At 55.3% G+C, this 12,513-nt stretch carries 14 protein-coding genes; all 14 read left to right on the top strand.

Translation table 11 applies throughout. The annotated features are described in order from the left end of the window. The first annotated feature begins 1 nt into the window (after window position 1). The 14 genes from KGZ66_02625 to KGZ66_02560 all read left to right on the top strand — a co-directional run bounded on the left by KGZ66_02625 (window position 2) and on the right by KGZ66_02560 (window position 12,448). Window positions 2-487, top strand: coding sequence for a CinA family protein (locus tag KGZ66_02625; GenBank protein ID MBS3984482.1), 486 nt, complete (start codon window positions 2-4; stop codon window positions 485-487). A 62-nt stretch (window positions 488-549) separates the two neighbouring features. After that, window positions 550-1,575, top strand: coding sequence for a recombinase RecA (gene recA / locus KGZ66_02620; GenBank protein ID MBS3984481.1), 1,026 nt, complete (start codon window positions 550-552; stop codon window positions 1,573-1,575). Beyond that, a complete protein-coding gene (locus tag KGZ66_02615) occupies window positions 1,565-2,035 on the top strand; it encodes a regulatory protein RecX (GenBank protein ID MBS3984480.1) in 471 nt (156 codons plus the stop codon). The genes recA and KGZ66_02615 overlap by 11 nt, the downstream gene beginning before the upstream one ends. Window positions 2,036-2,149: 114 nt before the next feature. Next, window positions 2,150-3,673, top strand: a complete 1,524-nt coding sequence (gene rny, locus KGZ66_02610) for a ribonuclease Y (GenBank protein ID MBS3984479.1) — start codon at window positions 2,150-2,152, stop codon at window positions 3,671-3,673. Window positions 3,674-3,719: 46 nt separating this feature from the next. Then, window positions 3,720-4,508, top strand: coding sequence for a TIGR00282 family metallophosphoesterase (locus tag KGZ66_02605; GenBank protein ID MBS3984478.1), 789 nt, complete (start codon window positions 3,720-3,722; stop codon window positions 4,506-4,508). A 17-nt stretch (window positions 4,509-4,525) separates the two neighbouring features. Beyond that, window positions 4,526-5,503, top strand: coding sequence for a dipeptidase (locus KGZ66_02600; GenBank protein ID MBS3984477.1), 978 nt, complete (start codon window positions 4,526-4,528; stop codon window positions 5,501-5,503). A gap of 7 nt (window positions 5,504-5,510) precedes the next feature. Further along, complete coding sequence (locus KGZ66_02595) at window positions 5,511-6,308, top strand: PHP domain-containing protein (protein MBS3984476.1); 798 nt, start codon at window positions 5,511-5,513, stop codon at window positions 6,306-6,308. 121 nt (window positions 6,309-6,429) lie between these two features. Further along, a complete protein-coding gene (locus KGZ66_02590; GenBank protein MBS3984475.1) occupies window positions 6,430-7,422 on the top strand; it encodes a GntR family transcriptional regulator in 993 nt (330 codons plus the stop codon). A 16-nt stretch (window positions 7,423-7,438) separates the two neighbouring features. Next, the gene (locus KGZ66_02585) at window positions 7,439-8,119 is read left to right on the top strand and encodes a hypothetical protein (protein MBS3984474.1); all 681 of its coding nucleotides are present in this window, start codon (window positions 7,439-7,441) and stop codon (window positions 8,117-8,119) included. A 13-nt stretch (window positions 8,120-8,132) separates the two neighbouring features. Further along, complete coding sequence (locus KGZ66_02580) at window positions 8,133-9,287, top strand: hypothetical protein (protein ID MBS3984473.1); 1,155 nt, start codon at window positions 8,133-8,135, stop codon at window positions 9,285-9,287. A gap of 29 nt (window positions 9,288-9,316) precedes the next feature. Next, window positions 9,317-10,174: a hypothetical protein gene (locus KGZ66_02575; GenBank protein ID MBS3984472.1), complete on the top strand. Its 858-nt coding sequence runs from the start codon at window positions 9,317-9,319 to the stop codon at window positions 10,172-10,174. 32 nt (window positions 10,175-10,206) lie between these two features. Continuing rightward, window positions 10,207-10,908: a 2-oxoacid:acceptor oxidoreductase family protein gene (locus tag KGZ66_02570; protein ID MBS3984471.1), complete on the top strand. Its 702-nt coding sequence runs from the start codon at window positions 10,207-10,209 to the stop codon at window positions 10,906-10,908. Beyond that, on the top strand, window positions 10,896-11,174 hold the full coding sequence (locus KGZ66_02565; protein ID MBS3984470.1) for a hypothetical protein: 279 nt from the start codon (window positions 10,896-10,898) through the stop codon (window positions 11,172-11,174). Before KGZ66_02570 ends, KGZ66_02565 begins: the two co-directional genes overlap by 13 nt. A 23-nt stretch (window positions 11,175-11,197) precedes the next feature. Then, window positions 11,198-12,448 carry a Glu/Leu/Phe/Val dehydrogenase gene (locus KGZ66_02560; protein MBS3984469.1) on the top strand — a complete coding sequence of 417 codons (1,251 nt, stop codon included), beginning with the start codon at window positions 11,198-11,200 and terminating at the stop codon, window positions 12,446-12,448. Window positions 12,449-12,513 lie beyond the last annotated feature (65 nt).

Below are 12,513 nucleotides of genomic sequence, written 5' to 3'. Positions count from 1 at the left end.
TGTGGAGACACTTGAAATAGCGGCGCGCGCACTAAGCCTTGAGCTGTCTGGCAGGAACATGACTTTAGCCATAGCCGAGTCGTGCACGGGTGGACTCCTCGGTCACTCGCTTACGGATGTGCCCGGTGCTTCGCGCTTTTTTTTAGGCGGAGTTACCTGCTATGCTAACGCCGCTAAGGTACAGCTGCTTGGCGTGCGTACAGAAACGCTGCAGTGTTTTGGTGCAGTTTCCGTGCAGTGTGCGGAGGAAATGCTGCGTGGGGTAAAAGCGCTGTTTGGCTCGGACACGGCTATCGCCATCACCGGAATTGCAGGACCGGATGGTGGAAGCGCAAAGAAGCCGATAGGGACAGTGTTTATTGCGGTAAGCGTAGATGACCGCCTGCAAGTTTACGGCTTTTTTTTCAGCGGAGAGCGCGCGGCCATCAAACGGCAAGCCGCGTTAGCCGCATTCGAGCTATTGCACTCGCTGCTTAGGCAAAAGTAGCTATTGCGAACAATTGTTCGTTAGTATATAATGCTAGCAGTACTGGATGGGAGGCGCGCGGGATGGAGAAAAAGAAGGCTCTAGAAATGGCGTTGCATCAGATTGAGAAGCAGTTTGGCAAAGGTTCGGTAATGCGGCTAGGGGGAGACAGTGACAGAGCTGCACTTGAAGTTATTCGCACCGGCGCCATGTCGCTAGACATTGCTTTAGGCGTAGGGGGGGTGCCGCGCGGCCGTATAATTGAAGTATATGGGCCTGAGTCTAGCGGTAAGACGACTGTCGCCCTCCACATCATCGCCGAAGCACAGAAGAACGGCGGAATAGCCGCTTTTATCGACGCCGAGCATGCCCTCGACCCTTCCTATGCTCGCAAAGTAGGGGTCAACTTGGAGGACCTCTTGGTTTCGCAACCCGACACAGGCGAGCAAGCCTTAGAGATAGCCGAGGCTCTAGTGCGCAGTGGCGCAGTAGACGTCGTAGTGGTGGACTCCGTAGCTGCCCTCGTGCCGCGTGCGGAGATTGAAGGAGAAATGGGTGACGCACACGTTGGTCTGCAGGCTCGCCTTATGTCGCAGGCCCTGCGCAAGCTAGCAGGCGCCATCAGCAAATCCAAAACTACCGCCATCTTTATCAACCAGCTAAGGGAAAAAGTCGGCGTCATGTTCGGCAATCCAGAAACGACTCCCGGAGGCCGGGCCCTTAAGTTTTACGCCACCATTCGCCTCGAGGTGAGGCGCACAGAATCCATTAAGTCCGGTCAGGATGTAGTGGGTAATCGCACGCGCGTCAAGGTCGTTAAGAACAAGGTAGCGCCTCCGTTTAGAGTCGCGGATTTTGACATTATGTACGGCGAAGGAATCTCCCGCGAGGGTAGCATTCTCGATACGGCTACCGATATGGACATTATCGTTAAAAGCGGAGCCTGGTACTCGTTTGAGGACGAGAGGTTAGGACAAGGCAGAGAAAACGCCAAGAATTACTTGCGCGAGCGTCAAGATATAGCCGGCAAGGTGGAATCCCGCATTCGCGAGAAGTTAGGCGCAGGTAACATCTCGCTTAAGAACATCGGCGATACGTTTGAGGAGTAAAGATATTCGCCAAACTGCCTTTAGGATATTAGCTAGGCGCGACCATACGCGTCGCGAGCTCTACAACAAGCTGTTACAGCGCGGCTATTTGCCGTGCGAGGCCGGAGCGCTATGTCAGGAACTTGTGGAGCAGGGGTATATGAGCGACAGCCGCGTCGCCGCCAATCTACTTGAGAATGCCAGCATACAACCTGCCGCCGGCGCTCTGCGGTTTCGCCAGCGCCTCCAAAGTCGCGGTCTGCCGCCAGCACTAATCGAAGATACAGTTAAGACGTACCGAGAGCAAGTCGACGCCAGCGCAGTAGCACAGCGCTTGGCGCAGGCTTTGTTTGCGCGGGGGAAGGACGCGGCCTTTGTTGAGAGACATCTGTGGCGCAAGGGCTTCTCAACGCAGGAAATACGCGCGGCGGTAAGGGCACTCGACGACACTTGTATTGACAATGGACAGCCTGAAGGCTAGAATGATGCCAGAGAGTAGCAACGCTCTAGGCACCTTTCGTTCAGCTGACCGAGGGTTCTCGGTCTTTTTTTGTAGATTTTTAGGAGAGGAGGGCTTAGTATCGAATTTGTGATTATTGCCATACTATTGGTAGCTTTACCTGCCGCTGCATATGGCGGATTTCTATATCGCAAGCGTGTGAGTGAAAAAGCCACGGGAGAAGCGGAAGTTGTCGCCAACACCATCGTCGCGGATGCCAAAAAACAAGCGGAAGCCAAGAAGCGCGAAGCTATACTTGAGGCCAAAGATGAAGTGCATAGGCTCAGGCAAGAGGCCGAGCGTGACATTAAGGAGCGCCGGGCGGAGATTCTGCGACTGGAACGTCGCATTCTGCAAAAGGACGAGACGCTTGACAAGAAACTTGAGCAGCTTGAACGTCGCGACGATCAACTGGGACGCAAAGAAGCTGAGCTCAACAGGCTAAAGGAGCGCGCCGAAGAGCTAGTAGGGAGGCAGCAGGCTGAGCTCGAACGGGTGGCCGCGCTGTCCCAAGAAGAGGCACGTGCTATATTGCTGGCAAACGTCGAGCAAGAGGTTCGCCATGAAGCGTCGCTCTTGATCAGGGAAGTTGAAGCCGAGGCGCGTGAGGAAGCGGACAGACGTGCCCGCGAGATTGTCACGATTGCCATCCAGCGGTGCGCGGCAGACCATTCCGCCGAAACGACCGTATCCGTCGTGGAGTTGCCAAATGACGAGATGAAAGGTCGCATCATCGGGCGCGAAGGGCGTAACATTCGTGCGCTAGAGACGCTTACCGGCATAGACCTGATTATCGACGATACTCCTGAAGCAGTAATCCTTTCTGGGTTTGACCCCGTGCGGCGTGAAGTGGCGCGCATTGCCCTCGAGAAGCTTATCGCCGACGGCCGCATTCATCCTGCCCGCATTGAAGAAGTAGTGGAGAAGGCGCAAAAGGAAGTTGAGCAGCGCATTCGCGAGGAAGGCGAGCGCGCCGTTTTTGAAGTTGGTATTCACAGCCTAAACGGAGAGCTCGTGAAGCTCTTAGGGCGCCTGCGCTATCGCACCAGTTATGGTCAGAACGTTCTCAAGCATTCGCTAGAGGTTGCTCACCTTGCCGGCGCGATGGCTGCGGAGCTGGGCGTAGACGTGCATGTCGCTAAGCGCGCGGGGCTTCTGCACGATATCGGCAAGGCGCTTGACCACGAAGTAGAGGGCCCGCACGTAACAATCGGTGCCGATATGGCTAAAAAGTACCGCGAGCACCCCGCAGTCGTACATGCCATTGCCGCGCACCACGGCGACGTGGAAGCGCAGTCTATAGAAGCCGTACTGGTGGCGGCAGCGGATGCAATCTCGGCCGCAAGGCCCGGTGCACGCCGCGAGAGCCTTGAGAACTACATTAAGCGTCTGCAGAAGCTCGAGGAAATAGGCTCATCCGTCGACGGTGTGGATAAAGTGTACGCCATCCAAGCCGGGCGCGAAATCCGCATCGTGGTGAAGCCGGAGCGTATCGATGACTTGGGCGCTGTGCGGGTTGCGCGTGACATCTCTAAGCGCATAGAAGCAGAGCTTGAATACCCGGGACAAATTAAGGTGACGGTAATCAGAGAGACTAGGGCTGTGGAACTAGCGAAGTAGAGAAAGCCGAGCGCAAGCTCGGCTTTTCCGCAATCGGAGGGCGAATGTGTTCAATGTGCTATTTCTTGGAGATATTGTAGGGAAACCTGGGAGGGAAGTTGTACGCCAGCTTATCTCACAGCTTCGCTCGCGATTCGCCATAAACTACTGCATTGCCAACGGCGAGAATGCGGCGCACGGTACCGGCCTGACGCGCGATGTTGCGGATGAGCTCCTAAACATCGGCGTCGACGTGCTTACCGGCGGCAATCATACTTGGGATAAGAAGGAGATTCTCGAGTTCATCGACGACTACCCTCGCGTTTTGCGTCCGGTGAACTATCCAAACGGAGTACCGGGCAGCGGCGTAATGCTGACCGAGGTGGGATCACCCCCTGTGCCGTTAGCTGTTGTTAGCTTGTTGGGCCGCACGTTTATGCCGCCTGTAGACTGCCCTTTTCAGGCAATGGACAAAGTGTTAGCCGGGTTACCAGCGAATTGCCTAACGTTCGTGGACTTCCACGCCGAGGCGACATCCGAAAAACTAGCCCTTGCGCACTACCTTGACGGCAGAGTCGCGGGGCTTGTCGGTACACACACGCATGTGCAGACGGCGGATGAACGTCTGTTGCCCAAGGGGACAGCCTACCTTTCGGACGCCGGGATGTGCGGCCCTTACAATTCGGTGCTCGGTGTGGCTGTAGCCCCGGTCGTGCGCAAATTTACCACCGGCTTGCCCGCGCGCTTTGAGCTTGCGGAGGGGCCGAAGGTGCTTGCCGGCGTGGTGTACCGCTTTAACCTAGCTACTAGGCGCGCCGTGGTTACGCCCGAGCGCATACTGACCGTAGTCCCCTAAGACAAGGAGGAATGCTTATGACTACAGAGCTTCATTCGCGTGCGTTGGTCATTGACAGCCACTGCGATACCATTCTCAAGGTGCTAGGCTCACGCGGGGAATATCGCCTCGGTGAACTCCACTTTGCCGAACACGTAGACATCCCCCGCCTGCGGCAGGGAGGAGTGGACGTCCAATTCTTTGCCGCTTACATAGGTGCCGAATACAAACCCGACCGCGCCGTTAAGCGCACACTCCAGCTCCTAGACTGCCTGTATCAGGAGATTGAGGCTAACCAAGACACGCTTAGGTTAATCCTTAAGGCTAGCGATATAGATTTCGTCAAGACAAACAATCAGATAGGCGTACTAATCTCTATCGAGGGAGGAGAGGCGCTAGAGGGAGAACTAGCCGCGCTGCGCATTTACCACCGCTTGGGAGTTAGGGCGGTGGGACTCACTTGGAATGAACGCAATCAAATAGCCGAAGGGGTGGGAGAGTGCCGGAGCGGCGGTGGGCTGACCGACTTTGGCGTCAGCGTAGTAGCGGAGATGAACCGGTTAGGCATGATTGTCGATGTCTCGCACATTTCCGAACCCGGTTTTTATGATGTCTTAGAGGTAAGCAAACACCCCATTATCGCTTCCCACAGCAATGCCCGCGCGGTTTGCGGCCATGTCCGTAACCTCACCGACCGACAGATTCGTGCTCTGGCGGCGAACGGGGGGGTTGTGGGCATGAACTTTGCCCCAGAATTTTTGGTGGAACATGGCGAGGCCCACCTAGACGATGTAGTTACGCACATCGACCACATCGTCAACCTACTTGGGAACAGCAAACATGTCGGTCTGGGAGGAGACTTAGACGGGATTTCACACACACCAGTGGGGCTGGAAGATGTCACCAAATACCCCGCGCTGACCGAGGCCCTGCTTAGGCGCGGCTATAGTGAGGAGGCGCTCTTAGATGTTCTGGGCCTAAACCATTTGCGCGTCATCCGGACGGTGCTAGGGTAGCGCCAACGTGTTAGACCTACACACTCATAGTTCTGCTTCAGACGGCAAAGAGTCGCCACGTGAGATAGTGCGGCAAGCCAAAGAACGAGGACTGCAAGGGATAGCGCTAACCGACCACGATACCTGTGTCGGGTTGGAAGAAGCCTTTGCCGCAGGCCTCACATATGGTCTTGCCGTGCTACCCGGCATTGAACTGAGCGCCGAGTGGTGCGACAAGGACGTGCATATCCTAGGTTACTGGATCAGCCAAAGTGACCGGCAGTTGACTGCGCTGACGGCCAAACTACGCGCGGAGCGCGCTACTCGCATTGCGAGCATGGTAGCGCGATTAGGTGAGTTAGGCTTACCTTTGACGCTCTCTGAGGTGACAGACCAAAACAAGGGCGACGCTCACTCGCTAGGCCGACCCCACGTAGCGAGAGCTCTGCTTAACAGAGGTTATGTCGGGAACTTCGCCGCTGCCTTTGACCAGTACCTTGAGCGTGGACGGCCTGCCTATGTGCCGCGTTATAAACTGCTACCGGAAGAGGCGATAAAAGCGATCGTCGGGAGCGGGGGCGTCGCGGTTTGGGCGCATCCCGGCCCGTTGGCAAAATTACTGCTCAAACCACTGGTAAAGGCAGGTCTCCGAGGGATAGAGGTGTATCACCCCGACCATGACGAAGCGCGCGAGCGAGAGCTCTTAGGTTTGGCGTGTGAGCACGGTTTGGTGGTTACCGGGGGCTCGGATGCGCATAGCGCCGCCGCATTGGGAACAAAGGGCATAGGGAATCATGTTTGGTACGAGCTGTGGTCGCGGCGGTAAAAATCACGACCACTTTTTTTTGTTTTGTAGCAGGAGTATGCGCGGAACGATAGAATATAGTAGAATGTAATGGACTAATGGACTAATCCATCGTGCAATAAGGGCGAGTGGAGGTGATAAAATGGTAGCGTTGGAGCTCCGCAAGAAGTCGGGTGTCCCTCTCTATGTGCAACTGAAAGCAAGTATTCGACAACAGGCTGAGAGCGGCGCGTGGTCCCCGGGTTTTAAGCTGCCGACTGAGAGAGAACTGTCGACACTGTTGGCGGTCAGTCGCAATACCGTGAGCCAAGCCTACCGGGAACTTGAGCAAGAGGGCATCTTAGTTTCGTTACAGGGGAAAGGCACCTTCTTGGCTAAGGCTGACGCTAGTGCCCTAAGTGCCAGCCGGAGTAACAGGCTCGAGGCCCTAGTGTCGAATGCGCTGGGGCAGGCGTTAGATGAAGGGTTTGCCTGTGATGAGTTTATGGAGGCGGCTACTCGCGTAGCGCTGCAGAGGCAACGCCTGCTCAGCGAAGTGCGCATCGTGTTTGTCGAGTGCAATCGCGAACAGGTGGACTATTTCTCAACTCACCTCGGACTAGGCAGCGGGGTAAGCGCTAGCCCGATGCTGCTTGAAGAAGTACTCTCGGCCACGCCGGAAACACAAAAGCTTATCGAGAATGCGGAAATCGTGGTGACGACGTTCTTTCACGAGAGCGATGTGCGCGCGGCCATTGGTCCGGACAAACTCCTGTTGGCGGTAGCGTTAGAGCCTCAGCTGGAGACCATGGTGCGAATTGCTAGGATTCCCCGGCAAAGCAAACTGGCTCTGGTCTGCATCTCAGACGTGTTTGCCGCGAAAGTACAAAATTCGCTTAACGCCGCCGGTTTGGAGCATCGCCTCGACGTGTTGACCTCGCGAGATGACAGCAGGCGTATCAGCCAAGTGTTGGGGGGCTGTGACGCTGTCTTGGTGTCTCCCGGACGCAAACGGGAAGTCTCGCTGCTCTGCCCGACAGACAAAGAGGTCATCGAGTTTATCTATCGACCGGACCTCGGTTCCACTAACCTTCTGCAAAATACCATCCTAGCGCAGCGCAAAAGCATTGGAAGAAACGGATCCGCAAGATTATAAAGGTGGTGTAACAACAATGAACGGTAATGGGTATCGCGTCGTACCGGGACCTGAAGGCCTTCTGCCTCCGGCGGCTGCCTGCTGCGGCGTAATTCTGCCGGAGAAAGGCCAAGGCCTAGTAGAGGGCACCTTGATGACCGAGCAGGACACACTGGAAGTTATGGCTCAAGAACTGCTCACTCGCCAGAATCCAACTATTTTCCCGGGGCCTTTAGTACTATGGGCATGGCGTGAGGGAGTCACCGAAAAAGCCGCAGCCGTGCTCGAGCTCGCAGCCGAAATACCGGGAGTAAGGATTATCCCCATGCCCGACTATCGCCCCATATATCCTAAGATTGACCCGGAAGCTGTGATTAACCCGTGTCACCCTAACTTGACGATTTGGCACAATAAAATCGAAGTATGCGTGTTTATCGGTGTGCACTGTCACTTCGCTAATATCACGCTAAAGATGATTCGCGCCGGCACGAACTGCTACACGATCACGCTCTGTCACGCAGCCGGACATGAAGATTCCATGGCTTCTCTGCCGTTCGCCGACGCGAACCAAGTGCGGGCTTTAACCGAAGCCATACGCAAGCTCAAGCGTGAGGGATTGCGTCCACGTTATGCCGATACCCCGGGGATTCAGCTTACCGCGGCCCAAGCGACCTTAAGTCAGGGCCTAGCATGGCAACCTGCCCCCGTGGCGCGATAGGGAGGAGTAAAAGATGGCTAATACCGTAAACCAAAGAGTAGTGACCCCAGAGCATCTCCTGTTCGAAGCGCCGCGCACCAAGGCCTTTATTACCGGCAGCGAGGCGGCCAGCGAAGCCGTGCGCAGGGCAAATGTGGACATAGCCATTGCCTATCCCATTACTCCCCAGAGTGAAACAATGGAGAGGGTGGGGAACCTCTATGCCGAAGGCTACATTCGGGATTACTACCGCGCGGAAGACGAGGTAGGTGCCTTCTCGGCCATCTCCGGGGCCTCCCGTACCGGCGTGCGCTGCATGACAGCATCGTCAGGCCCGGGCCTGATGCGCGGCCTGGAGACCATCGCTTCCTGGCCCGGACATCGTCTGCCGCTTGTGTTTCTAATTATGTGCCGCGTGATTAACGCACCTCTCTCGATTCAGCCGGATAACCTTGAACTCGATTACATGCTGACCTCCGGCAACATTTTGCTGCATGGAGAAAACCAACAAGACTTCTTTGATTACACTCTAGCCGGCTTTGCCATATCCGAGAAGTGCGAAGTGACCTTGCCTGTCGCAGTCGCCGTGGACGGGTTCTTTGTCACCCACGCCCGCGGCTGGGTCGAAATGCCCTCAGCCGAATTGAAATTGCCGCCGCGCGACTGTTACAGCGAAGCCGTACCCATGATTGACAATGAAAATCCCCCCGTGCGCATTGCCAGGGACGCACCTATTCAGAAGAGCAACTTCATCAGTTACCAGATGCACGCAGCGTGGCAACAGGAAATCCACGCCGCGCACGAACGTTCTCGCAAATGGGTAAAGCACTTCCTTGGCGGCTTAGTCGAAGTTGTCAATCCCGATGCCGAAACGATGATCATTGCCTCGGGCAGTGCGGTGTCACAGTCGCGTGAAGCGCTCCGTCAAGCCGAAGAAATGGGAAAAAAGGTAGGCCTAATCAAAGTCAAGTGTTTACGGCCGTTTCCTACGGAAGAACTGCGCACGGCTTGTCGTAATGCCAAGCGCATTATCGTGCCCGAGTTTAACTGCCCCGGTTGGCTAAACCGCGAGGTTCGCGCCACGCTGTATGGTTATTCTGAAGCTAAGATTGCCGACGGGCCGCGGGTGTACGGTGGCATTACTATGCCGACTGAGTTAATCCTCGACTGGCTGTTCAAGCACGACTAGTCCACTAATTCTAAGGGAGGGATCAACATATGGCACTCCGGACGTTACAGGTATCTCCCGGTTTTATGCGCTTTATGCCTAAGGAATACCAGGACTTAGTTGAAAAGGGCCCGTTTGGCCGTAACCTTAAGCTCTCCGACCTCGGGACCTATAAAGAGGTCTTAGAGGAACATCCCATGTGTGAAGGCTGTGCCATGGCTTTCTTTATTAGACTGGCGCTCACTGGCTTGCCTTCACCGGAGCACACCGTCATCGTCGGCACGGCAGGCTGTGGACGCTTGTCACTCTCGCAGGCCGCTATTCCTTTTGTCTACGGCAACTACTGCGACACCAACGGCGTAGCGACAGGTCTCAAGCGTGGTCTTGCGCTGCGTTTCCCTAATCAGCACAAAGACGTGGTCGTCATGGCGGGTGACGGAGGTTTGTCGGACATCGGCTTTTCACAGGTCATGCACGGGTGGTTCCGACAGGAGAAGTTTACGACCGTTATGCTCGACAACGAAGTCTACGGTAATACCGGCGGACAGGAAAGCGGTATGACCAAACGCGGTGAGGTAGTCAAAATGGCTCCGACCGGAAAGAAGTTCGAGAAAATCGACATGCTCGGACTGGCTAAGACGGCCGGCGTCGCCTATATCGCCCGCTTGACGCCGACTAACCCGAGCCGTATCGTCACTACCATTCGTAAAGCGGTCTTGGTAGCACGCGAAATCGGCCCTTCTTACGTACAGGCGTATACGTCGTGCAATATCGAGTACGCTATCCCACCCGAGAAGGTGCTAGATGACGCGCGCCAAGTAGAAAAAGAACGTTACAGCTTTATGGAGATTATGAGTGACGAAGCCAAAGCATTCCTTGCCGCCAAAGACGCAGAGCAGCGAGGCTAAGTCGTCCAGTTCAAAACGTTAGGGGGAGAAATATGCGCAGGTACAATGTTCGCATGGCCGGCGTTGGAGGGCAGGGCGTGGTTACCGCTTCGCATGTACTCAGCAACGGCGTAATTCAAAGCGGCGGCGAAAGCACGGTCGTCCCTTTCTTTGGCTCGGAGAAACGCATGGCGCCGGTAGAGAGCTATGTGCGTATTGCCGACGGTAAGTTATACGAGATTGGCGAGATTATTTATCCGAATGTAATCGTTATTTTCCACAGTCAGGTCATCACGCACGGCAAGTCATATACTATGCCTTTTTACTCCGGCATCAAAGATGACTCCTATATCTTGATTAACATGGCCCAGCAAGCCCAGTTAAGCAAGGACGAAGAGCGCGAACTAACGGAGAAGCGAGCCAAGGTTTTCTATATACCGGCGACACAGCTCGCACTGCAACATGCCGGTACGGAAGTCGCCACCAATATGGTGATGATCGGTGCCGTCAGTGCGGTATTGGGCCTGCCTGACCTCGCTTCGCTAGAAAAAGCTTTGATAGAGCGTTTTCTCGGCAAAGGTTTGGTAGCCTCAGGCGGCACGGCTTCGTTAGACAAAGCCATGGAGAAGAACTTCGGTCCAAAAGTTGACCTGGTCAGAAAGAACATGGAAGCGATTAAGGCCGCCGTGCAGTATGCTCTAGAGCAGGGATGGGAAATATCGCCGAAAGGGGGGACTACATCGTGTACAAAGTAGCGCGTGTGGACGCGAGCAAGTGCAGCGCCTCAAGTTGTAGGCTTTGCGTACTCTACTGCCCCGAGCCAAATACACTGCTCTACGACGAAAACCGCAACACTGCCTTTGTAGCAGTCGACAGGTGCAAAGGATGCGGGGCCTGTCTGCGCATTTGTACCGACATAAGCAAGCGCAATTGTATTTCGATGGTTGCGGTAGGCAGTGTGCAAGGCGAGTTTGAAATGTCACGTTACGGTATGCCTGATGTGTCTAAGCGAGACAAATAATAAGCGTGGAGGAGAAGTTTAACATGTCTAAAGAGAATCTCAACGTCTTTCAGCAGGTTCAAGCGCAGATTAAGGAAGCCTGCGATCTTCTGGGACTCGACGACAGCTACTATGAAATCCTAAAAACCCCCGAGCGCGCTATGGAGGTAGGCATCCCGGTGCGCATGGACGACGGTTCAGTCAAGACGTTTGTCGGCTACCGCTCGCAACACAACACCGTCAACGGACCGGCCAAAGGCGGCATCCGTTTTCACCCCGATGTAACCTTTGATGAGGTAAAGACGCTGTCCATGTGGATGACCTTTAAGTGTGCGGTAATCGGCCTTCCCTATGGCGGCGGTAAGGGCGGCATCACCGTAGACCCAAGCAAGCTGTCCAAAGGTGAAATCGAGCGCCTAGCACGCGGGTATGTGCGTAAACTCGGCGACTTTATCGGCCCCGCGGTCGACATCCCGGCTCCGGATGTCAACACCAATCCGCAGGTTATGGCTTGGATGGTCGATGAGTACAACGCCATGAAGGGCTATAACAACCCTGGCGTTATCACAGGAAAGCCAGTACTTATCGGCGGTTCGCTCGGCCGCACGGAGGCGACCGGACGCGGCGTAGTCATCACCACACGCGAAGCTTGCCGCGCCATGAACATCGACCTGAAGGGTGCCAGAGTGGCCGTACACGGCTATGGCAATGTCGGAAGTTTTGCGGGTCTTTACCTGCATAAGCTTGGCGCTAAAATTGTGGCGGCGCTTGATCTAGGCGGCGGGGCTTATAATCCGGCCGGCCTTGATGCGGTGGAGTTGATGGAGCACTCCAAGCCAAGGCGTACTGTTTTTGGCTTCCCAGGCAGCACAAACATCACGGCGGAAGAACTGTTCGCTCTGGACGTCGATGTACTGGTGCTGGCCGCCTTAGAGAACACCATTACCATGGATAACCAGCACCTAGTAAGAGCGAAGATCGTATCTGAGGGCGCTAACGGCCCCGTAACGACCGAGGCCGGCAAGAAGATGTCCGAGCGCGGCATTGTGATTCTGCCGGATATTCTCTGCAATGCTGGCGGCGTCACCGTATCGTACTTCGAGTGGGTGCAAAACCTGATGAATTACTACTGGCCGGAGCAGGAGGTAAATGAAAAGCTCGAGCGCAATATGGTCAATGCCTTTAACAACCTGTGGAAGATGGCCGCGGAGAAAAAGGTGGATCTGCGCACCGCAGCCTATCTGGTCGCCATTCGCCGCGTAGCCGACGCCATGAAACTTTACGGTTGGGTCTGATCTCTATACGGCCCTCTTGACTGACGTCGGGAGGGCCATATAAAATGTGAGTACAATGTATACAG

This window comes from Selenomonadales bacterium (assembly GCA_018335585.1).
Classification (GTDB): domain Bacteria; phylum Bacillota; class UBA994; order UBA994; family UBA994; genus UBA994.
Note: the sequence above shows the minus strand (reverse complement) of the source record. Positions and strands in the feature narration are given on the sequence as shown.